Raw genomic sequence first — 24,156 nt, forward strand, 5'->3', positions numbered from 1 at the left:
GGACCTCCATGGTCAGCTCACCCCACGAAGCAATGCACCGCATCTTCCAGGAGTACCCCGGCCTCTTCTCGCGCGTCTCCGAAGTGCTCGGAGTCGACATCCCCGCACCCACCTCGGCCATCGCCCTGCCCACCGACCTCACCGAGGCCCGCCCCGTCGAGCGCAGGGTGGACACCCTCCTGCGCATCGAGACAGAGCACGACGGCCCCTTCGTCCTCGCCATCGAAGCCCAGGGCAAGAAGGCCCCGCGCAAGACAGCCAGCTGGCCGTACTACGTCAGCTACCTCCACAACAGATATGGGCTGCCGATCCTGCTGCTGGTCGTCTGCCAGGACCAGGCCACCGCCGAATGGGCCACACGGCCCATCTCCATCGGTGTCCGTCAATGGCAGACCCTCACCCTGAACCCCCTCGTCGCGGGGCCGCACAACATGCCGGTCATCACCGATGTGGCCGAGGCCCGCAAAGACCTCGCGCTCGCCACCCTGGCCGCCATCACACACGCCGACAATCCGGACGTCGGTGCCATACTGAAGACGCTGTCCGCCGCGTTGCGCGACACACCGGAAGCAATCGCCGACCCCATCGTCGAACTCACCGCACAGGGCCTGGGCAACCGCCCGGCCGCACAACAGTGGAGGAATCTGGTGGCCGTGGACACGTCTTTCTACAAGTCCTTCATCTCAGAGGAGATCCGGGACGAAGGCCGGGCGGAGGGCCAGGCGGAAAGCCTCTTGCTGGTCCTCGAAGCACGTGGCATCACCCTTGCCGACGAGGCCCGCGAGAAGATCACCAGCTGCCATGACCTCCGGCTCCTGCGCCAGTGGCTGAACCGCGCCATCACCGCCGCCACCATCGAGGAAGTCTTCGCCGGGGAGTGACCCAGCCCGGTCCCCTCATCGCATACACCCGTCCGGCGGACACGGTCACCTGTGGCGGTCAGCTGCCTCAGCGGTCTGCTGCGAAACTGTGAGCGCCGATGGCGCTTTCCAGAAGTCCCGCTTTGGTCGTCGGCGGGACAGGCATGCTGACAGGGTTGTGCATCACCTCGTCCGCCAGGGGCGACGGGTCGGCGTCGTAGCGCGGGACCGGGCGCGGATCGCTGCCGTCGCAGCATCGAGCAACCGCCCGGAGCTCGTCGTGCCCGTGCCATGCGACTACACAGATCGAGCCGGACTTCGGTGTGCGTTGCAGCAGGTCACGCGTACGGACGGACGGTTCGCCCTGGTTGCCGAGAGGGGCCGCCGCGATGCGCCGCCTGGTGCCGTTCACCTTCTTGCCCGTGTCCCAGCCCCCGGTCGGCCGCACCGGCCGTCTCGGCGGCCCGCGGCGACTGGGAGTCGGTGATCGCCGCGCTCGGCTCGGCATGCAGGGCCCCTGGCGGCGCGGCCGGATGCGGCGATCGCCGCATCCAGCGTTTCTGCCGCATCCAGGTAGGCGAGCGCGAAGTCCTCAAGAACTTCCCGGCGCTGCGACCCGAGCCACGACTCCAGGGAAGACAGACGCGGCCGTATCGTCTCCAGGACTTCCCAGAACCAATCAGGAACTTCCCCGGCATGGCGCCGGGGCCCCAAGGGGTGCCACCGTGTCCGCGATGGGGGCCGAGCCGCGTTTCCGTACAGCCTGCTGCGACAGGCATCCGGAGGCGCGGGCGTACAGCCGGTCCCGCTACGGCAGGTTCTGACCATCACGATGCGCTGGATCTGGTCCGCGCCCTCGTAGATCGGGTGCTTTACAACACTCAGCGCTCTGACCTGCGTAAACACCCACTTCATGAAGTGCCTGCCCAGCATTTCCCCGTGATCGTCTACCCGACAACACGAATATCGGCGATGTGACATAGACCCGCCACACGCATCCGGCCTACCGTCGCCCTGACGGCACGGACCAGCCCTGCATCGAAGGAGATCACAGTGGCGCGCGAAGAACTGACCCGTCTTACCGGCCATGCCGGAGGGCCCAACTGCGACGACGACGATTGCCCCAACGTCTATCGGACCAGGAGCGGTTCATTAGTTGTTCAGGGGAACGTGTCATCCGCCTTCACGCCACCCGCCGGCGAGGGCCTGGTAGAGATCCCCGAGCACGTTCTCAGGGAGGCCGCCCGTGCCCTTGGATGGTGAGGACTGGCGTCGCTTCTTCGACGCCTTCGAGCGCGAAGCATGGCGGTTCGAGGCACAGCCCACCTACACCATGCCCAAGGAACAGGAGAGTGTCGCCCGCTTCCTGAGGGGCGAGGACAAGCCCGCCGACCACAATGCCCGCTGGCATGACCGGGTACGCGCATACGTCGCATCCGGAAGGCGCATCGGGCGTGTACGCGTCGTGCGACAGCCGCTCACCGACTACCAGCGGTATCAATTCGCCTGGGGTATCCCCGGCAACATCACGGCCGGTGAGGACATCCGCGTCCTGGACGTGACGCGGGAGGATTACGGTTTGCCGCTCTCCGGGCGCGACTGGTGGTTGTTCGACGAAAGCCGCGCCGCTCATCTGAACTTCCGGCCGGACGGCACCCAGATCAATCGCGAGGCGTACGAGGGAGACCCCGCTCCCTATCGAGAGTGGAAGCGCATCGCCCTGGAACACGCCGTGCCTTTCGAGAAGTACGTGAAGGGCCTTGACGTTTGACCCCGGGCAGCTAGGGCAGTCGAAGGCTGACCTGGCGGAGACACTCCGCGCACTGCGCAGGCGAGCCGGCCGCACACAGGTCTGGCTCGCCCAGCGCTGCAACATGTCCCAGACCAAGCTCAGCAATATCGAGACGGGCCGGAGCACACCCGGCCTTGTTGACATCGAGTTGATTCTCAGAGCCCTTGACGCGCCTCCGGAGTCCGTGGCCGAAGTGGCCGCTCTCGCTCGGCTCGCCCATACGGAATGGCAGGGCAAGCGGGCGTCGTGGCGCAGAGGATTGGAGAAGCGGCAGTCGGAACTGGCCGGCCTCGAAGCGGATGCCTTGACGCTCCGGTACTTCCTGCCCGCGATGGTGACCGGACTCCTGGCCACGCCTGAGTACATCAGGGCGAGCCTGGGGCACTCACCGGTGGACACATCCAAGACGGTCGCAAAAAAGCTGGATCGCCAAGCGGTGCTCTACGACAACAGGAAGCGGTTCACGTTCCTGCTCTCGGAGCAGGCCGTCAGATGGGCCGTGGTGCCTCGCGCAGCGATGGCCGTACAGATCGACCGTCTTGTCTCGCTGTCCCATCTCTCCAATGTGCGCATCGGCGTCATCCCCTTGGGGACGGTTGTCGGGCGTGGCCCGATGAACACCTTTACGGTCTACGACCAACGTCTGGCGACTGTCGAGACATTCACCGGTCGCATAGTTTTCCAGGATGCCCGGGACATCGCGGAGCATCTTGAAGTATTCGGCCTGTACGAGCGGAACGCATTGTTCGGGGAAGAGGCCAGGGCACAACTCGGGGAATGGGCCACCGCCTACCGTTCATGATCTTTTATCCAGCAACGCGAATATTGCTGGAGTCTCGGCGTTGACGGTCCGACGATTGTTCTGTGCCGACCGGCGGGAGACACCGAATTTCCTGTTCCCACACAGGAGGGTGGCGACTGGTTCTCCAAGTTCCGGCACTCGCCTGAATCAGCCCTTCAAGGGCTTCCGTGCTCCCACCCCGGGACGGGTGGAGGCAGCTTCCTGCACGGCCGTTGGATTATCAGAAAGGCAGCAACATGTTGGACGGAACCGGCTTGTACACGCTCGACATCGACACCGCCGTATTCGCCAAGGCATGCGGCGGCAACACTCACCCGGACGGCGAGTCGTGCATGACGCTCGCCAGGATCGGTGAGGACGCGTGGGCCCTGGGTGACAGCAAGCGGCCCGACATGACCCCGCTGCGTTTCACCACGGCCGAGTTGGACGCGGCAGGTATCGACCCGGCGCGCTTTGGTCTGTCGGCCTGACGGCCGCCCCGCTCGGCGGCCGGTCCCGCTCCCTCCCCCGAGGGTTGAGACCGGCCGCTTACCTCTTGCTCCTGCGTTGAACGGGACGGCAGTTGCACCACCACGGCTATCTCTGGGCCGGCTCGAAGCAGCGGTTCGACGCCGAGGCCCTTCGGCGGCCTCCACCCCCTGATCCGCCCCCGGCCAACAGCAGGCCGGAACTGATTCAGCGGTACCGCGAGGTGGCCGCGGAGTTCCCCGCTTCGGATCTGCCGCCGCTGGAAACGGCGTACTGGCTGATCAAGCCCCGTTCGTTGGTCCGCGGTACGTGGGATGACGCGAAGGAGGCCGCCTCGTGGCTCGGTGAGCGGCTGGCCGAGTACGCGCCTCGGTTCGCGTCGGACAGGGACCGCGACCCCACGCGCCTGGCCCGGCTGGTGAACGATGCTGCCGAGCATCTGCGCTCGGGTGCTGACGTGTCATACGGCTTCTACCTGGAACGCCCCACGTACCTGTCCCTGGCAGTGGTGGCCTGTTCCTCGAATCGGGCCAACGCTGAACTGGCCTGCCCAGTCGCATGACGAGGCGAACAGCCCCCGGCATCATGCCGGAGGCCGTTGTGTTTGTGCAGGTCAGAAGCTATTCAGAGCCCAGTGCCGCCCCAGGGTTCCCCAGCAGGACCGCCGCCGAGCTGAACAACCCCGCTACGGCAGGTTCCTCGCCATCACGATCCGCTGGACCTGGTTCGTGCCCTCGTAGATCTGGGTGATCTTCGCGTCGCGCATCATCCGTTCCACCGGGTAGTCACGCGTGTAGCCGTAGCCGCCGAGGAGCTGGACCGCGTCCGTGGTGATCTCCATCGCGACGTCGGAGGCGAAGCACTTGGCCGCGGCGCCGAAGAAGGTGAGGTCGCCGTCGAGGCGTTCGGACTTGGCGGCGGCCGAGTAGGTGAGCTGGCGGGCCGCCTCCAGCTTCATGGCCATGTCGGCGAGCATGAACTGGATGCCCTGGAAGTCCGCGATCGGCTTGCCGAACTGCTTGCGCTCCTGCACGTAGCCCTTGGCGTAGTCGAGGGCGCCCTGGGCGATGCCGAGGGCCTGGGCCGCGATGGTGATGCGGGTGTGGTCCAGGGTCTTCATCGCGGTGGCGAAGCCGGTGCCCTCCTCGCCGATCATGCGGTCGGCGGGGATGCGGACGTTGTCGAAGTAGACCTCGCGGGTCGGGGAGCCCTTGATCCCGAGCTTCTTCTCCGGGGCGCCGAAGGAGACGCCCTCGTCCGACTTCTCGACGACGAAGGCCGAGATGCCCTTGGAGCGCTTGGTCGGGTCGGTGACGGCCATGACCGTGTAGTACTCGGAGACGCCCGCGTTGGTGATCCAGCGCTTCACGCCGTTGAGGACCCAGAAGTCGCCGTCGCGGAGAGCCTTGGTCTTCATGCCGGCCGCGTCGGAACCCGCGTCGGGCTCGGAGAGGCAGTACGAGAACATGCCGTCGCCCTTGGCGAGCGGGCCCAGGTACTTCTTCTTCAGGGCCTCGGAGCCGGAGAGGATCACCGGGAGGGAGCCGAGCTTGTTCACGGCCGGGATGAGGGAGGAGGAGGCGCAGACACGGGCCACCTCCTCGATCACGATGACCGTGGCGAGGGCGTCGGCGCCCGCGCCACCGTACTCCTCGGGTACGTGCACCGCGTGCAGGTCCGCAGCGGTCAGGGCGTCCAGCGCCTCCTGCGGGAAGCGCGCCTCCTCATCGACCGCCGCCGCGTGCGGGGCGATCTTCGCCTCCGCGAGCGCACGCACCGTCTCCCGAAGCATCTCGTGCTCCTCGGCCGGACGGTACAGGTCGAAATCGGTCGAACCCGCCAAGACGCTCACTCCCCAAGACGCTAACTACCGTTAAGTAACCCAATTTTAGGGCTCCGCGCCCGCAATGGCCTATGCAATGCCCGCGTGAGCTTCGCGACAGGGGTGGGAAAGGGGGAAGAGGGAGGGGTGCGAAGGGGCGCGGGCGGGGGGAAAACCTGGGCTTCGGGGGCAGGACTATGCTCGTTCACCGCACGTCTGTCCGCATCTCCCAGGAGCACTTCATGGCCCTCAGGATCACTGTGATCGGCACCGGCTACCTCGGCGCCACCCACGCCGCGGCCATGGCGGAGCTGGGCTTCGAAGTGCTCGGCCTCGATGTCGTGCCCGAGAAGATCGAGATGCTCGGCGCAGGCAAGGTCCCGATGTACGAACCGGGGCTGGAGGAGCTGCTGCGCAAGCACGTCGAGGGGATCGAGGGGTCCACGGGACGGCTGCGGTTCACCACCTCCCCCGAGGAGGTGGCGGCCTTCGGCGATGTGCACTTCGTCTGTGTGAACACTCCGCAGAAGCACGGCGAGTACGCCTGCGACATGAGCTACGTGGACACCGCGTTCGAATCGCTGGCACCGCATCTGACCCGGCCGGCCCTGGTCGTCGGGAAGTCGACCGTCCCGGTGGGCTCGGCGGCCCGGCTCGCGGCGCGGCTGGCGGAGCTGGCGCCGGTGGGCGCCGACGCGGAGCTGGCCTGGAACCCGGAGTTCCTGCGCGAGGGCTTCGCCGTCAAGGACACCCTGCACCCGGACCGGATCGTGGTCGGGGTGGCGAGCGAGCGGGCCGAGAAGCTGCTGCGCGAGGTGTACGCGGTGCCGGTCGCCGAGGGCTCGCCGTTCGTGGTGACGGACTTCCCGACCGCCGAACTGGTGAAGACCGCGGCCAACTCCTTCCTGGCCACGAAGATCTCGTTCATCAACGCCATGGCGGAGGTCTGCGAGGCCGCCGACGGCGATGTGAAGAAGCTGGCCGAGGCGATCGGGCACGACGAGCGGATCGGCTCGAAGTTCCTGCGGGCCGGGATCGGCTTCGGTGGCGGCTGTCTGCCGAAGGACATCCGGGCCTTCATGGCGCGCGCCGGTGAGCTGGGCGCGGACCAGGCGCTGACCTTCCTCCGCGAGGTCGACTCGATCAACATGCGGCGCCGCGGCCACATGGTGGAGCTGGCCCGGGAGGCCGTGGGCGGCGATTCGTTCCTCGGCAAGCGGGTGGCGGTGCTGGGCGCGACGTTCAAGCCGGACTCGGACGACGTACGGGACTCGCCGGCGCTGAACGTGGCCGGGCAGATCCACCTCCAGGGCGGCCAGGTCACGGTCTTCGACCCGAAGGGCATGGACAACGCCCGGCGGCTCTTCCCGACCCTCGGCTACGCGGACACCGCGCGGGACGCGGTGCGCGGCGCCGATGTGGTGCTGCATCTGACGGAGTGGCGCGAGTTCCGCGAGCTGGACCCGGCGGCGCTCGGCGAGGTCACGTCCCGCCGGATCATCCTGGACGGCCGCAACGCGCTCGACAGCGAGCTGTGGCGCGCGGCCGGCTGGACGTACCGGGCGATGGGCCGCCCGACGGCCTGAGCCGGAGAAAAGACCCCTGGGCCCGGGGGAAGACCTCAGCCGCGCTTCGCGCGGTAGGTGCGCATCTTGGCGCGGGCGCCGCACACCGCCATGGAGCACCAGCGGCGGCGCCCCGCGGGGCTGCGGTCGTAGTAGGCCCAGCGGCAGTCCTCCGCCTCGCACGCCTTGAGCCGGGTCCAGGTGCCCTCGGCCGCCGCGGTGGCGATGGCCGCCGCCACGCGTGCGGTCAGCCCGGCCGGTTCGGTGGCGGGGCGCAGGGCGGCGGCGCCCGCCGCGTCCACGGTGACGCGCAGGGCCGCCCCGGCGAGCAGCCGGTCGAGCGGGGACGCGGCGCCGTCCGGCGGGCGGTGGCCGGCGTGGGCGAGGCAGGCGGTACGGAGCGCCTCGCGCAGCTCGCGTGCGTCCGGAACCTCGGGTTCGGTGAGGCCGAAGGCGGCGCGGCCGTCCGCCGTGTCGAGGGTGTCCGCGCCCGTCTCGACGTCCAGCGTGTTGACCAGGGCCTCGATCAGCGCGAGTTCCCCGGGCGCGGATTCCTTCCCGCTCTCACTCATGATGGCGACCTCATGGTTGCGACGTTACCTCCTTTGCGGCAGCATGCAGTAACGGTTACCTGTTGGCGCCATCTGCAGGTAACCGGCTGTGTCCATGTGTCCGGAGAAGGAGAGGAATTGTCATGGCTGTCGCCACCCTGGGAACCGTCGTACTGGACTGCCCCGACCCTGCGGCGCTCGCCGCTTTCTACGCGGGGCTGCTCGGCGGGGAGATCGTGCCCGGTGGGGAGGACTGGGTGGAGCTGACCGGTACCGGGGGCACGCTCGTCGCGTTCCAGGCCGCGCCCGGTCACGTACCGCCGCGGTGGCCGAGTGCGGACGCCTCGCAGCAGGTCCATCTGGATCTGACCGTGCAGGATCTGGACGCGGCGGAGAAGGAGGCGCTCGCGCTGGGCGCCACCGTGCTGGAGGCGGACGACCGGGAGCGGAGTTTCCGGGTGTACGCGGATCCCGCGGGGCACCCGTTCTGTCTCTGCGCGGCGTGACGGACGACGTGTGGGGGGCGCCCTTCCCGGGCGCCCCCCACACGTGTCACGGCACGGCTCAGACGGCCGGGCCGTCCAGCTGCTCGATCGTGGCGTGCGACGGACCGCGGCGGGTGCGCAGCTCGCGCGCCACGGCCTCGGCGTCGCGCAGCACCCGTACGGCGTTCCGCCAGGTGAGCTTGGCGAGATCGGCGGTGGACCAGCCGCGGCCGAGGAGCTCCGCGATCAGGTTCGGGTAGCCGGCGACGTCCTGGAGGCCCGCCGGGAGGAAGGCGGTTCCGTCGTAGTCGCCGCCGATGCCGATGTGGTCGACGCCGGCGACCTCGCGCATGTGGTCGAGGTGGTCGGCGATGGTCGCCACGGTGGCCATCGGGCGGGGGTAGGCCGCCTCGAAGTCGGCGTGGACCCTCATGGCCTGCGCGGTGGTGTCCAGGTGGTGCATGCCGTGCGCGCGCAGGTTCTCGTCCGCGGCCCGGGTCCAGGCGACGGCCTCCGGCAGGACGAACTTCGGCACGAAGGTCGCCATGGCGATGCCGCCGTTGGCCGGGAGCCGGCCGAGGACATCGTCCGGGATGTTGCGCGGGTGGTCGCAGACCGCCCGCGCCGAGGAGTGCGAGAAGATCACCGGCGCCGTGGAGGTGTCGAGCGCGTCGCGCATCGTGGTGGCCGCCACGTGGGAGAGGTCGACCAGCATGCCGGTGCGGTTCATCTCCCGTACGACCTCGTGGCCGAACGGCGAGAGACCGCCGACGCCCGGTCGGTCGGTCGCCGAGTCCGCCCACGCGATGTTGTCGTTGTGCGTGAGCGTCATGTAGCGGACGCCCAGGGTGTGCAGGGCGCGCAGGGTGCCCAGCGAGTTGTTGATGGAGTGGCCGCCCTCGGCACCCATCAGGGAGGCGATCCGGCCCTCGGCGCGGGCCGCCTCCATGTCGTCGGCGGTCCGGGCGCGCCGCAGATCGGCGGGGTGGCGGCCGATCAGCTCGGCGACCACGTCGATCTGCTCCAGCGTCGCGCTGACGGCTTCGTCGCCCGCCATGTCGGTCCGTACGTAGACGGACCAGAACTGCGCGCCGACGCCGCCCGCGCGCAGCCGGGGGATGTCGGTGTGCAGATGGGCCGACTGGTCGGTGGCGATGTCGCGGGCGGCGAGGTCGTAGCCGACCTGTTCGCGCAGCGCCCACGGCAGGTCGTTGTGGCCGTCGACGACGGGGTACGCGGCGAGGAGTTCCCTCGCCCGCTCCAGCTGCTGCACGGCCGCCTACTTCCCGAAGCCGAAGGAGTCCGCGCCCTGGACCTTGCTGCGCAGCCGCTTGCCCTTCTCCGTCGCCTGGTCGTTCAGATCCTGCTGGAACTCCCGCATCCGGGCCAGCAGCTCGGCGTCGTGGGCGGCGAGGATGCGGGCGGCGAGCAGGCCCGCGTTGCGCGCGCCGCCGACCGAGACGGTCGCGACCGGCACACCGGCGGGCATCTGCACGATGGAGAGCAGGCTGTCCATGCCGTCGAGGTACTTCAGCGGGACCGGTACGCCGATGACCGGCAGCGGGGTGACGGAGGCGAGCATGCCGGGCAGGTGGGCGGCGCCGCCCGCGCCCGCGATGATCGCCTTGAGGCCGCGGTCCGCCGCGTGCTCGCCGTACGCGATCATCTCGCGCGGCATGCGGTGGGCGGAGACGACGTCGATCTCGTAGGGGATCTCGAACTCGTCGAGGGCCTTGGCGGCCGCTTCCATGACGGGCCAGTCGGAGTCCGAGCCCATGACGATGCCGACGAGCGGCGCGGCGGTGCCGGGGGAGGTCATTCGGTGATCGTTCCTCGCAGGTAGTCGGCCGCGTGCCGGGCGCGCTCCCGCACGTCCGCCAGGTCGTCGCCGTAGGTGTTGACGTGTCCGACCTTGCGGCCGGGCTTCACGTCCTTGCCGTACATGTGGATCTTGAGCTGCGGGTCGCGGGCCATGCAGTGCAGATACGCCTGGTACATGTCCGGGAAGTCGCCGCCGAGGACGTTGCACATGACCGTCCAGGTGGCGCGCGGGCGCGGGTCGCCGAGCGGCAGGTCGAGCACGGCGCGGACGTGGTTGGCGAACTGCGAGGTGATCGCGCCGTCCTGCGTCCAGTGGCCGGAGTTGTGCGGGCGCATGGCCAGTTCGTTGACCAGGATGCGTCCGTCCCGGGTCTCGAAGAGCTCGACCGCGAGGTGGCCGACGACACCGAGCTCGGAGGCGATGCGGAGGGCCAGCTGCTGGGCCTCGCCGGCGAGCCGCTCGTCCAGCTCGGGGGCGGGGGCGATCACCGTGTCGCAGACCCCGTCGACCTGGATCGACTCGACGACCGGGTAGGCGACGGCCTGGCCGTGCGGCGAGCGGACGATGTTGGCCGCCAGCTCCCGTACGAAGTCGACCTTCTCCTCGGCCAGGACCGCGACGCCTGCCCGGAAGGGCTCCGCCGCGTCCGCCTCGGAGCGGACCACCCAGACGCCCTTGCCGTCGTAGCCGCCGCGGACCGTCTTGAGGATGACGGGGAAGCCGCCGGTCTCCTCGGCGAAGGCGGCGGCGTCGGCCGGGTCCTTCACGATGCGGTGGCGGGGGCAGGGCGCGCCGATCTCGGTGAGCTTCGCGCGCATCACCCCCTTGTCCTGGGCGTGCACCAGCGCGTCGGGGCCGGGGCGCACGGGGATGCCGTCCGCCTCCAGGGCCCGCAGGTGCTCGGTCGGTACGTGCTCGTGATCGAAGGTGATCACGTCGCAGCCGCGCGCGAAGGCGCGCAGCGTGTCCAGGTCGCGGTAGTCGCCGATGACGACTTCGCTCACCACCTGGGCCGCCGAGTCCTGGGGGGTGTCGCTGAGGAGCTTGAACTTGATGCCGAGGGGGATGCCCGCCTCGTGGGTCATACGGGCGAGCTGACCGCCACCGACCATGCCGACTACGGGGAACGTCACTCCTCCAGAGTATCCGCCGCCCCGGGAAGCTCCCGACGACGCCCTCCGCCCCCGCCCGGCCGGGGGCGGGCCGTGTCACAGCATCGCCACACCACTCACGGCATCCGGGGGCGGCGCGAGGAAGGGCTGGTTAGCATGACCGGGTTGATGTAACCGACAGACAGGCTGAGCGATCACTATGAGCGAACGGGGCGCACTACGGGCGCGGCTGGAGCTGCTGGCCCGGGAAGTCGCCAAGTTCGGCGTGGTCGGCGCGGTCGGCCTGGTGGTCAACATCGTGGTGTCCAACCTGCTCTGGCGCTATACGGACATCCCGACGGTGCGGGCCGGTCTGCTGGCCACCGTCGTCGCCATCCTCGGCAACTACATCGGCTTCCGCTACTGGACCTACCGGGACCGCGACAAGAGCGGACGGACCCGCGAGCTGACGCTGTTCCTGCTGTTCAGCGCGGTGGGCGCGGTCATCGAGACGGGTGTGCTGTACACGGCGACGTACGGCTTCGGCTGGAACAGCCCGGTCCAGAGCAATGTCTTCAAGATCCTCGGGATCGGCATCGCGACCCTGTTCCGCTTCTGGTCCTACCGGACGTGGGTGTTCAAGGCGCTGCCCATCGAGAAGGCGGCACCGGACGAGGCCGTGCCGGGCGGAGACGTGCCGGGCGACGCCGTGCCCGACGGGACCCTGCCGGACAGGGGCGTGCCCGGCGCCGGGGCGTTTCTGAAGCAGGGGCGGACGGAGCAGGTGCCGCGGGTCGAGGCGGATTCCGTACGGCGGTAGCGGACGGCTGGGCGGCAGCGGACGGCGGACGGCGGACGGCGGACGGCGGACGGCTTTGACGGACAGGTTCAGCAGACCGTGTACGGCGGTAGCGGACGGCGCACAGCGGTAGCGAACCGCGTCGTCTGTGGCCCGACCGCGTGCGCCCGTCGCTGACCGCGTGCGCCTGTGGCCGGCCGCGTACGCCCCGGCGCGGCTCACCGCACCGGGCGTTCCGGTTCCTGCCTCTTCAGGGCCACCCGGCTGAGGAACAGGGCGAAGACCGCGGGCTGCTGCTGGAGCAGTTCGAGGCGTCCGCCGTCCGCCTCCGCGAGGTCCCTGGCCACCGCGAGGCCGATGCCCGTGGAGTTGCGGCCGCTGATCGTCCGCTCGAAGATCCGGGCGCCCAGGTCGGGCGGCACCCCCGGGCCCTCGTCCGTGACCTCGATGACCGCCTGGTTTCCGGTGACCCGGGTGCGCAGCGCGACCGTACCGCCGCCGTGCATCAGTGAGTTCTCGATCAGCGCGGCCAGCACCTGGGCGACCGCGCCCGGCGTGCCGACGGCCCGCAGCCCCTGCTTGCCGGAGCGGACGATGGCGCGGCCCGCGCTCCGGTAGGCGGGGCGCCACTCCTCGATCTGCTGCTTGACGACCTCGTCGAGGTCGAAGACGACGGCGGAGCCGGTTCGCGGATCGCGGGCGTTGGTCAGCAGCCGCTCCACCACGTCGGTGAGCCGCTCGACCTGGGTGAGGGCGATGTTCGCCTCCTCCTTCACCGTGTCCGGGTCGTCGGTGACCGAGATCTCCTCGATCCGCATGGAGAGCGCGGTGAGCGGCGTACGGAGCTGGTGCGAGGCGTCGGCGGCCAGCCGGCGTTCCGCGGTCAGCATCCGGGCGATCCGTTCGGCGGAGGCGTCCAGGACATCGGCGACCCGGTCCAGCTCCGGCACCCCGTACCGCTTGTGGCGCGGGCGCGGGTCGCCGGAGCCCAGGCGTTCGGCGGTCTCGGCCAGGTCGGTCAGCGGCGAGGTCAGCTTGTTGGCCTGGCGTACGGCCAGGAGCACGGCGGAGACGATGGCCAGCAGCGCCACCGCGCCGATGATCATCAGGGTGCGGCCGACCTCACGGGTGACCGCGGAGCTGGACTCCTCGACGGTGACCCGCTCGCCCCGCTCCCCCTCGGCCGTGCTCCTGATCACACTGCCGGTGGGGCGCTTGCCGACTTCGAGCGGGGCGCGGCCGGGGATCTTGACCAGTGCGTAGCGCTTGCTGGCGATCTGCTGGGAGAGCAGCACCGAGGTGATCCGCTCGTCCTCCAGCAGCCGGCTCTCGACGACGCCGATCAGCCGCAGCGCCTCGGAGTCGACGCTCTCCTGGGCGCTGTTGCTGATGGTGCGGGTCTCGACGATGACGAGGGACACGCCGAAGACGGCGATCACCACGAGCACCACGGCGAGCGTGGAGTTGATCAGCCTGCGGCGCACGGGCGCTTCCGCACGTCAGCTCTTCTCGAAGCGGAAGCCGACGCCCCGCACGGTCGCGATGTAGCGGGGGTTGGCGGCGTCGTCCCCGAGCTTCTTGCGGAGCCAGGAGATGTGCATGTCGAGGGTCTTCGTCGACGACCACCAGGTGGTGTCCCAGACCTCGCGCATCAGCTGGTCCCGGGTGACGACCCGGCCGGCGTCGCGGACCAGGACCCGCAGCAGGTCGAACTCCTTGGCGGTGAGCTGGAGTTCCTCCTCGCCCATCCAGGCGCGGTGCGACTCGACGTCGATCCGGACGCCGTGCGTCGCGGGCTGCGGCGCGGGCTCGCTGGCGCCGCGGCGCAGCAGGGCCCGGACACGGGCGAGCAGTTCGGCGAGGCGGAAGGGCTTGGTGACGTAGTCGTCGGCGCCCGCGTCGAGGCCGACGACGGTGTCCACCTCGTCGGCGCGGGCGGTCAGCACCAGGATCGGCACGGTGTGACCCTCGGCACGGAGCCTGCGGGCCACTTCGAGGCCGTCCATCCCGGGCAGACCCAGGTCGAGCACGACCAGGTCGATTCCGCCCTGGAGGCCGGCGTCGAGCGCGGTCGGACCGTCTTCGCGGACCTCGACCTCGTATCCCTCCCGACGCAGGGCGCGGGCCAGCGGCTCCGAGATGGATGCATCGTCCTCGGCGAGCAGTACACGGGTCATGGAGTGATGGTAGTCCGCGCGGAGGGCATGCAGTGAGGTGATCCAGAAGCCCTGCGGGTCTGCGAAATAAATGGGCAGACGCCTTTGATTATGGGAGCGCGGTTCCACCCAGACCTGTGATCCATCTCTCAAGTCCGTTCATATCCGTCTCTGTCGTGTCGTATGGTTGCTCGACGCCTGTTGCACGACTCAAGGACCCTTGGGCAGCTTTTAGCGCCAAGGGTCTCTTTTGTTGGCCGACTGGTACCCGCCAGTCGCGGACACAGTCAATGACCTGCGGCCGGGCCCGGAGCGCGAGGATGCGCACCGGGCGTGGATCCCGATGCGGCCGGTCCCCGTCCCCTTCGGCCGGCTCCTTCGTGAGCCCGGCGGCCGGGACGAATCCCTCTCAGGCGTGAGGGGTGGGGTCCGTCCGTGCCGGTGCCGGCCTCCCCCCACCGGGCGCACCACGCTCACAAGGCGTCGCGTCCCGAGCACACAAGGATCGACCATGGCGTCCAGCCTGACGAAGGACCCGGCCAGTAGCACTGGTACCGAGCGGACCTTCCTCGGCCACCCCCGCGGCCTGACCAATCTGTTCATGACGGAGATGTGGGAGCGCTACAGCTTCTACGGCATGCGGGCCCTCCTCGTCCTCTACCTGACCGCCGATGTGGCGCAGGGCGGACTGGGCATGAACGTGGCCACGGCCACCGCCATCTACAGCGTGTACAACGCGATGGTGTACCTCCTCGCCCTCCCGGGCGGCTGGATCGCCGACCGCGCCTGGGGCGCCCGCAAGACCGTCGCCATCGGCGGCGCGATCATCATGATCGGCCACTTCCTGCTGGCGCTGCCGCCCGAGTTCTCCTTCTTCATCGGGCTGGCGTTCATCGCCGTCGGGTCCGGGCTGCTGAAGGCCAACATCTCGACGATGGTCGGCCATCTGTACGACGGCGTGAACGACCCCCGCCGTGACGGCGGCTTCACGATCTTCTACATGGGCATCAACATCGGCGCCTTCGTGGCGCCGCTGACCATCGGCACGATCGGCCAGAAGGTCAACTGGCACCTCGGCTTCGCCATGGCCGGTATCGGAATGGCGATCGGCCTCGCGTTCTTCCTCTTCGGCACGCGCCACTTCGACGCGCAGAGCGATGTCGTCCCGAGCCCGATGTCCGAGGCCGAGCGCGCCTCGATCATCAAGAAGGTGCTGATCTGGACGCTGGTCGCCGCCGTCGCCTACGGCGTGGTCGGCCTCTCCGGTCACTTCACGATCGACTGGGCGCTGTGGCCGCTGACCATCCTCGGTCTGGTCCTGCCCGTGTACTACCTGGCCCGGATCAAGCGGGACAAGGAGCTGGCCCCGGCCGACCAGTCGAAGATGTCCGCGTACATCTGGCTCTTCGTGGCCGCCGCCGTCTTCTGGGGCATCTACGACCAGACCGGCTCGACGCTGACGGTCTTCGCCTCGGACTCCACGTCGTCCTCGCTGCTCGGCTTCAGCTTCCCCGAGAGCTGGTTCCAGTCGCTCAACCCGCTGTACATCATGGCGCTCGCCCCGGTGTTCGCCTGGATCTGGGTGGCGCTCGCCAAGCGCCGCAAGGAGCCGACCACCCTGGCGAAGTTCTCGTTCGGCCTGGTGCTGATCGGTGCCTCCTTCGGCATCATGATGATCGCCCAGGGCCTCGCGACCGACGGCACGCGCGTCTCGCCCCTGTGGCTGGTCATGGTGTACCTGATCCAGACCGTCGGTGAGCTCACGCTCTCCCCGGTCGGTCTGTCGGTGACCACCAAGCTGGCTCCGCAGAAGTACGCCTCGCAGATGATGGGTGTCTGGTTCCTGGCCGTGACGGCGGGCGACTCCGTCATCGCCCTGCTCCAGCTGGTCGGCGTCCCGACCACCACACAGGGGTGGTTCGCCAGCCAGGGTGCGCTGGCCGTCCTCGCCGGCGTGGCGATCCTCATGTACCGCAAGAAGATCCAGCCCCTGATGGGCGGCGTGCACTGACGCAGCCGCTTCCGTACGACGGAGGGCCCCGCACCGCTTCTGGTGGTGCGGGGCCCTCCGCGGTTTCCGGGGCCACTTACCGGGGCCCAATGTGAGAGTTGACTCTCACATTATGTGAGAGGACACTCTCACGTCATGGACTCCGAGAACCGGCTGGGCGATATCGAGATCACCGATCCACAGGCGATGCGGGCGCTGGCACATCCGGTGAGGCTGGCGATCCTCGACCGCCTCCACCGGTACGGCCCCGCGACGGCCACCCAGCTCTCGCCCGATGTGGGAGCGACCCCCTCGGTGACCAGTTGGCATCTGCGGCACCTCGCGGGGTTCGGACTGGTCCGGGACGCCGGGGCCGGGACGGACCGTCGGCAGCGGCGCTGGGAGGCGGCCGGACGCGGTTTCCGGTTCCAGGCACCGGAGGACGAGGAGGGCAGGTCGGCCGCGCGGGCGCTGTCCCGGGAGATGTTCGCGCGCTACGGAGAACTGCCGAGCAGGTGGGCGGCCGAGGTCGAGCCCGGCCTGGACCCGGTGTGGCGGGGGGCCGCCGGTCTGGCCGATACCCGTGTGGTCGTCTCGGCGGAGGAACTCGCGGCGATCCAGAACGGAATCGAGCAGGTGCTCGCGCCCTACGTGACGCGCGAACCCACCGAGCGCCCGGCCGGCAGCCGCGGCGTCCGGCTGATGCGTTACGTCCTGCCGGAGCCGGCCGACGAGGAGCAGACCGGCGGGGCCCGGTGAGCGCCGCTCGGGAGGACGGCCCTCGGGCAGGCGGTTCTCGGGAGGACGGCCCGATACCGCTCTGGCGCGACCGGCGCTTCCGCCGGTTCTGGGCGGGGCAGTCGATCTCGGAGTTCGGCGACCGGATCACCGAACTGGCGCTGCCACTGATCGCCGTGACGGCGCTGAGCGCCTCGGCCAACCAGGTGGCGTGGCTGACCGCGCTCGTCTGGACCCCGAATCTGCTCGCGATCGTCCTGGGGGCCTGGGTCGACCGCCGGGTCCGCAAACGCCGCCTGATGGTTCTCGCCGATCTGGTGCGCGCCGCGGTGCTGCTCAGCCTTCCGGTGACGTACCTGCTCGACGCGGTGAGCCTCGGTCAGCTGTACGCCGTGGCGTTGGTGACCGGCACCGCGGCGGTGCTCTTCAACACCGCCTATCCGCCCTTCTTCGCACACCTCGTGCCCCGCTCCTCCTACGTCGAGGCGAACAGCAGGCTCAGTGCCAGCCGGTCGGTGTCGCACGTGGTCGGCCCCGCGGCCGGTGGCGCTCTGGTCCAGGCGTTGACCGCGCCCGTCGCCGTCGTCGTCGACGCCCTGTCGTACCTGGCGTCCGCGTTCCTGATCGGGCGGATCCCGCTCGATGAATCGCCCACCGGCACCGACGGGGCGGCGCCTCCTTCGCTGCTGCGACGCGCCCGGGAGGGGATGGCCTTCGTCCGGCGGCACCCGGTGCTGCGTGCCGGGCTGGGCTGCGCGGCCACCGTCAACTTCTTCACCTTCGTCGCGGGCAGCGGGCTGCTGGTGCTGTTCGCCAGCCGCGTCCTGGAGCTGTCGGCCGGAGCCATCGGACTGGCCCTGGGCATCGGCTCGACCGGCGCCCTGCTCGGTGCCGTCCTCGCTCCGAGCGTCTCGCGTCGTATCGGGGTGGGGCGCAGCATCGCCGTGGGAGCCGTGCTGTTCCCGGCGCCCCTCGCCATCGCGGCCTTTGCGGGAGGCCCGCTCTGGGCCCGCGCCGGAGTGCTGGCCGCGGGGGAATTCCTCTCCGGGGTCGGCGTCATGCTCTTCGACGTCAACCTCAACTCCCTGCAGACCAGCGTCATCCCCGACGGCATGCGCAGCCGCGTGGCGGGCGCGTTCAGCAGCGTCAACTACGGCGTACGCCCCCTCGGGGCCGTCGTCGGCGGCCTGCTCGCCACCGCCTTCGGCCTGCGGGCCACACTGCTGGTCGGCGCCGTGGGGGGAACGCTGGCACTGCTCTGGCTACTGGCTTCGCCGATACCGCGCATCCGCTCCCTGTCCGAGAACGACGTGGCCCAGGCCGATGTGGCCGCTGCCTGCGACGACGCCGATCCGGAGCATCGGCCGACGCCCTGCTGACCCGGTGCGGGGGGGGTGTCCGGGCACGCGGTGCGACGTGGCGCGTGCGCTCCCGTGTACGGCCGAGGGGCGCCGCACCGGTGGCCCGGTGCGACGCCCCTCGTTCCTCGGAGACTCAGCGCGTCCCGCGCAGCCTGCGCCACGGGGTGAAGGTGAACACCGCGCCGCCGAGCAGGATCGCGGTGCCCGCGACCAGGCCCAGGGCGCGCAGGGTGCCGTTGTCCTCGGCCCCGGTGGCGGCCAGTCCGCCGCCGGAGGCCGTGCCGCCGGCCGTGGAGCCGGCGGCGCCCGTGGAGCCCGTGGTGGCGGAGCCGGAGGCGCCGCCCTGCTGGGCCGTGGTGTCGAGCGTCAGCGACGGGGTCACCGAGCCCTTGACCTTGCACGGGATGTTGATCTTCGAGGCGCCCAGGGTGACGTCGATCGTCAGGGTGCCGGGGCTGAGCGTGGACTTGCCGGAGGCGCCGGGCTTGTAGGTGCCGGTCATGTCGGACAGGTCGACCGGCTTGCCCTGCTCCAGCGGTGTTGCGTTGGCGGGTCCGGTGACCTTCACCGAGCCCTTGTCGGCGCCGCCGAGGGTGATGTCCATGGACGGCTTGAGCGCACCGGCCGGGAGTGCGGCCGGGCTGTCCATCACGCCCTTGGCCGTCTTGACCGTGAGGGCGTAGCTGCCGCCGCTCTTCTTGGCGTTGATCGTCACCTTGGAGGAGATGTCGGGCGGTCCCGGGGACGTACAGGTGAAGTGGACCGCGACCTCCTTGCCGGGGAAGTCGGTCTGCCCGTCGCCGCCTCCGGAGCCCGCGGTGGTGGAGCCGGAGGCGGTGGAACCGGAGTCGCCGCCCGTGGTCGTCCCACCCGTGGTCGTCCCACCCGTGGTCGTCCCACCTGTGGTGGTACCGCCCGTGGTGGTGCCGCCCGCGGTCGTGGAGCCGGAGGTCGTGCCGCCCGCGGTCGTCGTACCTCCCGTGGAGCCGCCGCCGTCCGTGACCTTGATGGTCGCGCCCGGCTGCACGGCCGCCTTCGGGGTGCACTTGGTGTCCGTGGAGATCGGCTTGGAGACGTTGATGCTGTACGCGTCCGGCGTGAGCGTGATCTCGCCGGCCTTCTCCAGCTTCAGCGTGCCCTTCATGTCGGGCAGCACCATGGCGCTGTTCTTGGGGATCGGCGGGTTCTGCCGCGGCCCTTCCATCTGCACGGTGCCGGTGGCGGCGCCGCCGACCTTGAGCGTGCCGGTCGGCTTGACGGTGTCCTTGTCCAGGTCGAGGATGTCGGGGTTCTTGGAGGCGGCCTGGACCGTCTTCCACACCACCTCGACGGTGTCCCCGACCTTCGCCTCCGCGGGCGCGGTCAGCCGCACCTGGGTGGTGCCCTGCACGGCCGGCAGCCCGGAGATGGGCGGCGGAATGCACTCCGTCGCGTACGAGACGTCGGCGGCCTGGGCCGGACTCGCGGCCAGCAGCATGCCCGCGCCGCCGAGCATCATCGCGACTCCCGCCGCGACCGTCCTGCGATGCGTACTCACGAATGTCCCTTCGTCGTCGGTCTGTTCTCTGACGGTGCGGAATCAGGTGTGAACCACGGCAGCGCGGCCGTGGTGTCGGCCGGGCCGTCGGTGGCCCCGGCCACGGGGTCCGCGACGGGCCCCTGGGCGCGGCGGCGCCCCGGGATCCTCACGGCCCTCGGAGTCTTCGCGGACTTCGCCGTGGCGTCGGCCGGTCCCGGGGGGCGGTGGCGTCCGGCGCGGCCCGGGGCGCGCGAGGAGCGGGGCCGCACCTTGTCGACGACCGCCATGCCGATCCGGAACACGGCGGCCGGTACGACCAGGCACAGCAGGATCCAGAAGAGCGTGACGCCCCAGGGGCGGCCGACCCCCCACGGCTGTTCGGCCAGCACCTTGCCGCCGTACCTGAGCGAGACCTGGTAGTCGCCGTGGGCGCCCGCCGCCAGTTCGACCGGAAGCTCGATGCGCGCCTTGTGGCCGGACCCGATGGTGCCGCGCCACTGCTGCTCCTCCCACTGGGGGGCGAAGACGCCGTGCGCGGTGCCGATCTCGAAGACCGGGTCCTTGACCGGGGCGGAACCGAGGTTGCCCACGGTGAAGACCAGGTGCCGGGCGGGCGGTGCGCCGAACCAGGTGAGGACCCCGCTGTCGCCCTCCAGCCTGGTGGTGGCGAGGACCGCGAGCCTGCCGCCCCCGGTCTCCTTCGGCAGCGGGGCGATCGGGTGGCCCGCGACGACGAACACGGCGTCGGCGGCGGCCTGTTCACCGGTGACGGTGGCGACATGCACCACGCAGGGGCAGGGCACGGGCGGTTCGGCGACCGGCATCTTCTTGCGGAAGGCGCCCCGGGCATCGGTGGTGACGGCCCGGCCCTCGGCGTTGGCGCAGGAGTTGGTACCGCCGATCACGCCCCGGTCCGTCGTGGAACGTCCGCAGATCAGCATCATCAGCAGGGCCTTCGGGCGCCAGCCGCCGCCCTTCACGGTGATCTCACCGCCCTTGCCCGCCTGCTGCTCGGAGAGGGTGACCACGGGCTTCGCGTCCGCGGCCCGCGTGACGGCCGCTCGGGCCCCGGCCGTGGGGAGCACCGGCAGGGCGGGCAGCAGGGCCATGAGCAGCGCGACGAACAGCGCCGCGGCCCACCGGTGGCTACCGCTGCGGTGTGCTGCCGGTCCGGCCTGTCCAGTCACGATTCCGCTCCCGCCTTCGCCACGTGCCTGCTCCTGGAGTGCTGTTGGTCGCCCGGCCGGTCACCGGGCCGCTCTTCGCCGTCCGGTGACCTGCCGAACCGCTCTTCGTCGCCGGGCCTCTCTTCTTCGCCCGATGACGCGCCGGGCCGCTCTTCGTCGTCCGGCCGCCGGTCGCGCGGGCGCCTGCGCCGGTAGGCGTACGTGCCCGCGCCGGCGGCGCCCAGGACCAGCAGCGCGCCCGCGGTCAGCGGCGCCCACGGAACGAAGACGGCGCGGGCCGTCGCCTCGCCGTGCGCGCCGCCCGCCGCCGTGACGCGCAGCCGTACCGTCGCCGAGTCGAGTACGGGGACGTCCCGCCACGGCTCGGTGAGCCTGACGCGCTGTCCGGGCCGCACCCGTACCGGCAGGGTGCGGTCCTCGCGCCGCAGCAGGGTCCCGAACACCCCGTCGGCGCGTACGGCGATCCGCGGGGCGAGGACCGCGTTGCCGCGGTTGACCAGCGTGTAGTGGATGGCCCGCCCGGACACGGTGACGTCCTCGACGGTGAGCGCGGCCAGGGTCGGCCCGCCGACCCGCAGCCGGACGGGCACGCCCACCGTGCGGTCGCCGCCGCGCACGACGATCGTGCCGGGGTGGTCGCCGGGCGTCGCCCCGGCCGGCACCGTCACGGTGAACGGCACATCGGCCCGGGTGCGGGCCGGGACGGTCACCTTCTCGGCGGCCGTCCGCAGCCAGTTGCCGGCCCCGCCCTCCGTGGCGCCCTCGCCGCCCGCGCGTACACCGGAGCCGCTCAGCCGTACGGTGACCGGGGCCCGGCCGGGGTTGGTGACGGAGAGCCGGTCCTGCAGAACGGTGCCGGGCGGGCCCTCCAGATAGAAGTACGGTCTGCCGCCCGTACCGGAACCGCCCACCGCGGGCCGCGCCGTCCACGGAGCGGCACCCCGGTCCGGGGCGGGCGGCGTCGCGGCACCGGCCACCGGTGTCATGGCGAGGGCGCACAGCAGTACGGCGAGGGCGAGTCGGGCGGCGTGGCCGGTCGGCGACGACATGGGCGGCTCCCTGGTGCGTGACGGCGGCGGCTGGGTCCAAAGGCGCCCTATCGGCCCACGGCCCCCTGCCCGCGCCTGGTCAGCCAGAGCACCCCGGCCGCGCCGGTCAGCAGCACCGTGCCGCCCAGGGTGCCGAGTGCCACCGCCGAGTCGAGCGGGCCGGTCTTCGGCAGCTGGCCGCCGCCGTCCGGGGTGCTCTGCGCGTTGCCCGCGGCCGTTACGTCGAGCTGGAGCGACGGTCCCGGGTTGTTGGCGGGGGTGCAGGTCGTGGTCGTACCGAGCGCCTTGATGGTGAGCACTCCGGCGGTGAAGTCGACCTTGCCGCTCTTCTTCGGGGTGTACGTACCCGACAGATCGCTGATCTTGATCGGGGTGTTGGCGGGTATGGCGGTGGAGTTCGGCGGGCCGGAGACCTGGACCTGGCCCGTGTCGGCGCCGCCCACCTCGATGACCGCGCTGGGGTTCATCGCCCCCTTGCCCAGCTCGACGGGGCTGGAGGAGACGCCTTTCTGGAAGGACATCGTGAGCCGGTAGCCACCACCGCTCTTGACGCTCTTGATGTCGATGGGAGACACGGCGCTCTTGTCGCCGATCGGGGTCTTGCACTTGTAGTCGACGTCCACGACCGTGGCGTGGGCGGCGGGCGCGGCCAGCAGCACCACCGTGCCCGCCAGCGCGGACGCCAGCGCGAGAGCTGTTCGCTTCTGGTAGGACACCTGAGTTCCCCTCATGCCGGAAGTCGCCGCACGCCGGTGCTGACCGACGCAAGTTACTGACGACACATCAGATCGGGCGCTCAAGGTACGCCCGGCGCCTTGTGGAGGGAAGACAAAGAGCGCGCCGATCCGGCGCGCTCTTCGGTGGTGCGAACGGCGGGGGCGGTACGCCCCCCGGGGCCCGGCCCCGGCCTACGCGGGGGCGGCCAGCTCCGCCCAGACGGTTTTGCCCGGTCGGCCGGGCACCCGCAGGACGCCCCAGTCGAGGCAGAGCCGCTGCACGATGAACATGCCGTGTCCGCCGGGCCGCCCGGCCCGGTGCGGGGTGCGCGGCGCGGGCTGACCCGCGCCCGAGTCGACGACCTCCACCCGCAGCACCTTCGCGGTGCAGGCGATGCGGATCTCCTCGGGGCCCTCGGCATGCAGACAGGCATTGGTGACCAGCTCGGAGACGACCAGCAGGACGTCCTCGGCGGCGGCCCGGCCGTCGGCGCTCGACGCGGGGAGCCAGCCCCATGCGTGCAGGGCCTGCCGGGCGAAGTCGCGGGCGGTCGGCACGATGCCGCTGGCATCCCGCAGCGACAGGGTGCGCCACTGCCGCTCGGCCGGCTCGGGCGAGGCCGCACCGGCACCCGCGTCCACGCCGGCGCCCTGCGGCTCGCGGCCCAGGTCGCCCGGCGGATGCTGCCGGGTGGTGCTCATCAGCGCTTCACCTCACCGATTCACCATGTCGCCATCGAAACGATTTGACAGTTGCAGTTACAGATACAGAGTGTGCGGGGCGCCCACGGCCCCGCCGGGTGTCTCCTGCCCGGCCGAATCGTGACAACACCCACTTCGTCTACGCGGATCGCGTGACACGGGCAACACAAGAAGCGCCCGGGACCGCGACACGCGCCGCGGTCATGTGTCCAGGGCCGCTTCGAGGGAGTCGTGGACGGTGAAGACCGCCTCGGCCCCGGTGATCTCGAAGACCCTCGCCACCACGGGCAGCATTCCGGCCAAATGAACCCCTCCCCCGGCCGCTTCCGCCTTCAGGCGGGCACCGAGCAGCACATTGAGCCCGGTGGAATCACAGAATTCGAGTCCCGAGCAGTCGACCACCAGGCGTACTCGCCCCTGCTCGACCGCGCGCTCCAGAGGCTCCCGCAACAGATCCGCCGTGTGGTGATCCAGCTCACCCACCGGCGTCACGACCTCGCTGAGCCCTTCGGTCCGGACATCGACATGAAGTCGACCCCGGTTCGCACTGCCGACCGTCCCGCGGTCCATGCCCGTCCCTCTTCGCCGTTCGTCACTGTCCGCGTCTCTGCGTGCGCAGAGACGTATGCGCTGCCTCTGACGTTCTCGAAACACTACGCGGTCTGTGCGTGACGCGGTACC

Annotated in this window: 26 protein-coding genes; 12 read left to right on the forward strand and 14 right to left on the reverse strand. The window is 70.5% G+C overall.

Annotated elements, in window-relative coordinates; all coding sequences use genetic code 11:
* The first annotated feature begins 8 nt into the window (after positions 1 to 8).
* Positions 9 to 881 carry a hypothetical protein gene (locus tag GA0115234_RS06120; protein WP_093539833.1) on the forward strand — a complete coding sequence of 291 codons (873 nt, stop codon included), beginning with the start codon at positions 9 to 11 and terminating at the stop codon, positions 879 to 881.
* Positions 882 to 948: 67 nt separating this feature from the next.
* On the opposite strand, the gene GA0115234_RS06125 is transcribed toward GA0115234_RS06120, so the two are convergent.
* Positions 949 to 1,272 carry a hypothetical protein gene (locus GA0115234_RS06125; RefSeq protein ID WP_141718402.1) on the reverse strand — a complete coding sequence of 108 codons (324 nt, stop codon included), beginning with the start codon at positions 1,270 to 1,272 and terminating at the stop codon, positions 949 to 951.
* Between the two features lie 641 nt (positions 1,273 to 1,913).
* On the opposite strand from GA0115234_RS06125, the gene GA0115234_RS43245 reads away from it, so the two are divergent.
* From GA0115234_RS43245 to GA0115234_RS06155, 5 genes are all read left to right on the forward strand, one after another.
* A complete protein-coding gene (locus tag GA0115234_RS43245) occupies positions 1,914 to 2,123 on the forward strand; it encodes a hypothetical protein (protein WP_093539836.1) in 210 nt (69 codons plus the stop codon).
* Positions 2,107 to 2,631: a DUF6879 family protein gene (locus GA0115234_RS06140; protein WP_093539837.1), complete on the forward strand. Its 525-nt coding sequence runs from the start codon at positions 2,107 to 2,109 to the stop codon at positions 2,629 to 2,631. Before GA0115234_RS43245 ends, GA0115234_RS06140 begins: the two co-directional genes overlap by 17 nt.
* Positions 2,621 to 3,454: a helix-turn-helix domain-containing protein gene (locus tag GA0115234_RS06145; RefSeq protein WP_093539838.1), complete on the forward strand. Its 834-nt coding sequence runs from the start codon at positions 2,621 to 2,623 to the stop codon at positions 3,452 to 3,454. The genes GA0115234_RS06140 and GA0115234_RS06145 overlap by 11 nt, the downstream gene beginning before the upstream one ends.
* A 236-nt stretch (positions 3,455 to 3,690) precedes the next feature.
* The gene (locus GA0115234_RS06150) at positions 3,691 to 3,924 is read left to right on the forward strand and encodes a DUF397 domain-containing protein (RefSeq protein ID WP_093540128.1); all 234 of its coding nucleotides are present in this window, start codon (positions 3,691 to 3,693) and stop codon (positions 3,922 to 3,924) included.
* Between the two features lie 92 nt (positions 3,925 to 4,016).
* Positions 4,017 to 4,484, forward strand: coding sequence for a hypothetical protein (locus tag GA0115234_RS06155; RefSeq protein WP_093539839.1), 468 nt, complete (start codon positions 4,017 to 4,019; stop codon positions 4,482 to 4,484).
* Between the two features lie 123 nt (positions 4,485 to 4,607).
* Here the strand turns inward: GA0115234_RS06155 and GA0115234_RS06160 are convergent, their stop codons facing one another.
* On the reverse strand, positions 4,608 to 5,765 hold the full coding sequence (locus tag GA0115234_RS06160) for an acyl-CoA dehydrogenase (protein WP_093539840.1): 1,158 nt from the start codon (positions 5,763 to 5,765) through the stop codon (positions 4,608 to 4,610).
* A gap of 221 nt (positions 5,766 to 5,986) precedes the next feature.
* Here GA0115234_RS06160 and GA0115234_RS06165 point away from each other — a divergent pair, with 221 nt between their 5' ends.
* Complete coding sequence (locus GA0115234_RS06165; RefSeq protein WP_093540129.1) at positions 5,987 to 7,330, forward strand: UDP-glucose dehydrogenase family protein; 1,344 nt, start codon at positions 5,987 to 5,989, stop codon at positions 7,328 to 7,330.
* Between the two features lie 35 nt (positions 7,331 to 7,365).
* Here GA0115234_RS06165 and GA0115234_RS06170 read toward each other — a convergent pair whose 3' ends face one another.
* On the reverse strand, positions 7,366 to 7,881 hold the full coding sequence (locus GA0115234_RS06170; RefSeq protein WP_093539841.1) for a CGNR zinc finger domain-containing protein: 516 nt from the start codon (positions 7,879 to 7,881) through the stop codon (positions 7,366 to 7,368).
* Between the two features lie 122 nt (positions 7,882 to 8,003).
* Here GA0115234_RS06170 and GA0115234_RS06175 point away from each other — a divergent pair, with 122 nt between their 5' ends.
* Positions 8,004 to 8,366 carry a VOC family protein gene (locus tag GA0115234_RS06175; protein ID WP_093539842.1) on the forward strand — a complete coding sequence of 121 codons (363 nt, stop codon included), beginning with the start codon at positions 8,004 to 8,006 and terminating at the stop codon, positions 8,364 to 8,366.
* A 58-nt stretch (positions 8,367 to 8,424) separates the two neighbouring features.
* Here the strand turns inward: GA0115234_RS06175 and GA0115234_RS06180 are convergent, their stop codons facing one another.
* Genes GA0115234_RS06180 through GA0115234_RS06190 form a run of 3 tightly spaced genes read right to left on the reverse strand, consistent with a single transcriptional unit; the run spans position 8,425 to position 11,300 of the window.
* Entirely contained in the window at positions 8,425 to 9,618 is a 1,194-nt protein-coding gene (locus GA0115234_RS06180) for a dipeptidase (protein ID WP_093539843.1), read from the reverse strand.
* A gap of 6 nt (positions 9,619 to 9,624) precedes the next feature.
* Positions 9,625 to 10,164 carry a 5-(carboxyamino)imidazole ribonucleotide mutase gene (gene purE / locus GA0115234_RS06185; RefSeq protein WP_093539844.1) on the reverse strand — a complete coding sequence of 180 codons (540 nt, stop codon included), beginning with the start codon at positions 10,162 to 10,164 and terminating at the stop codon, positions 9,625 to 9,627.
* Positions 10,161 to 11,300 (reverse strand): 5-(carboxyamino)imidazole ribonucleotide synthase, encoded by a 1,140-nt coding sequence (locus GA0115234_RS06190; protein WP_093539845.1) that lies wholly within the window; start codon positions 11,298 to 11,300, stop codon positions 10,161 to 10,163. The genes purE and GA0115234_RS06190 overlap by 4 nt, the downstream gene beginning before the upstream one ends.
* Positions 11,301 to 11,478: 178 nt before the next feature.
* Between GA0115234_RS06190 and GA0115234_RS06195 the strand changes: the two genes are divergently transcribed.
* Positions 11,479 to 12,078 (forward strand): GtrA family protein, encoded by a 600-nt coding sequence (locus GA0115234_RS06195; protein WP_237541114.1) that lies wholly within the window; start codon positions 11,479 to 11,481, stop codon positions 12,076 to 12,078.
* Between the two features lie 197 nt (positions 12,079 to 12,275).
* On the opposite strand, the gene GA0115234_RS06200 is transcribed toward GA0115234_RS06195, so the two are convergent.
* Complete coding sequence (locus GA0115234_RS06200) at positions 12,276 to 13,541, reverse strand: ATP-binding protein (RefSeq protein WP_093539846.1); 1,266 nt, start codon at positions 13,539 to 13,541, stop codon at positions 12,276 to 12,278.
* A gap of 15 nt (positions 13,542 to 13,556) precedes the next feature.
* Positions 13,557 to 14,234 carry a response regulator transcription factor gene (locus tag GA0115234_RS06205; RefSeq protein WP_093539847.1) on the reverse strand — a complete coding sequence of 226 codons (678 nt, stop codon included), beginning with the start codon at positions 14,232 to 14,234 and terminating at the stop codon, positions 13,557 to 13,559.
* 490 nt (positions 14,235 to 14,724) lie between these two features.
* Between GA0115234_RS06205 and GA0115234_RS06210 the strand changes: the two genes are divergently transcribed.
* From GA0115234_RS06210 to GA0115234_RS06220, 3 genes are all read left to right on the forward strand, one after another.
* On the forward strand, positions 14,725 to 16,224 hold the full coding sequence (locus GA0115234_RS06210; protein WP_093539848.1) for a peptide MFS transporter: 1,500 nt from the start codon (positions 14,725 to 14,727) through the stop codon (positions 16,222 to 16,224).
* 135 nt (positions 16,225 to 16,359) lie between these two features.
* Entirely contained in the window at positions 16,360 to 16,962 is a 603-nt protein-coding gene (locus GA0115234_RS06215) for a helix-turn-helix domain-containing protein (protein ID WP_093539849.1), read from the forward strand.
* Complete coding sequence (locus tag GA0115234_RS06220) at positions 16,959 to 18,320, forward strand: MFS transporter (protein ID WP_256088645.1); 1,362 nt, start codon at positions 16,959 to 16,961, stop codon at positions 18,318 to 18,320. Before GA0115234_RS06215 ends, GA0115234_RS06220 begins: the two co-directional genes overlap by 4 nt.
* Positions 18,321 to 18,435: 115 nt before the next feature.
* Here the strand turns inward: GA0115234_RS06220 and GA0115234_RS06225 are convergent, their stop codons facing one another.
* The 6 genes from GA0115234_RS06225 to GA0115234_RS06250 all read right to left on the reverse strand — a co-directional run bounded on the left by GA0115234_RS06225 (position 18,436) and on the right by GA0115234_RS06250 (position 24,045).
* Entirely contained in the window at positions 18,436 to 19,797 is a 1,362-nt protein-coding gene (locus GA0115234_RS06225; protein WP_093540131.1) for a hypothetical protein, read from the reverse strand.
* 38 nt (positions 19,798 to 19,835) lie between these two features.
* Entirely contained in the window at positions 19,836 to 21,008 is a 1,173-nt protein-coding gene (locus GA0115234_RS06230; RefSeq protein ID WP_370803913.1) for a hypothetical protein, read from the reverse strand.
* Positions 21,005 to 22,057, reverse strand: coding sequence for a COG1470 family protein (locus GA0115234_RS06235; RefSeq protein ID WP_176729085.1), 1,053 nt, complete (start codon positions 22,055 to 22,057; stop codon positions 21,005 to 21,007). Before GA0115234_RS06235 ends, GA0115234_RS06230 begins: the two co-directional genes overlap by 4 nt.
* 47 nt (positions 22,058 to 22,104) lie before the next feature.
* Complete coding sequence (locus GA0115234_RS06240; protein WP_093539850.1) at positions 22,105 to 22,773, reverse strand: peptidase; 669 nt, start codon at positions 22,771 to 22,773, stop codon at positions 22,105 to 22,107.
* Between the two features lie 192 nt (positions 22,774 to 22,965).
* On the reverse strand, positions 22,966 to 23,475 hold the full coding sequence (locus GA0115234_RS06245; RefSeq protein ID WP_093539851.1) for an ATP-binding protein: 510 nt from the start codon (positions 23,473 to 23,475) through the stop codon (positions 22,966 to 22,968).
* A 201-nt stretch (positions 23,476 to 23,676) separates the two neighbouring features.
* Positions 23,677 to 24,045, reverse strand: a complete 369-nt coding sequence (locus tag GA0115234_RS06250; protein ID WP_093539852.1) for an STAS domain-containing protein — start codon at positions 24,043 to 24,045, stop codon at positions 23,677 to 23,679.
* Positions 24,046 to 24,156: the final 111 nt, after the last annotated feature.

The organism is Streptomyces sp. DvalAA-43, from assembly GCF_900091725.1.
Taxonomy (GTDB): Bacteria; Actinomycetota; Actinomycetes; order Streptomycetales; family Streptomycetaceae; genus Streptomyces; species Streptomyces pulveraceus.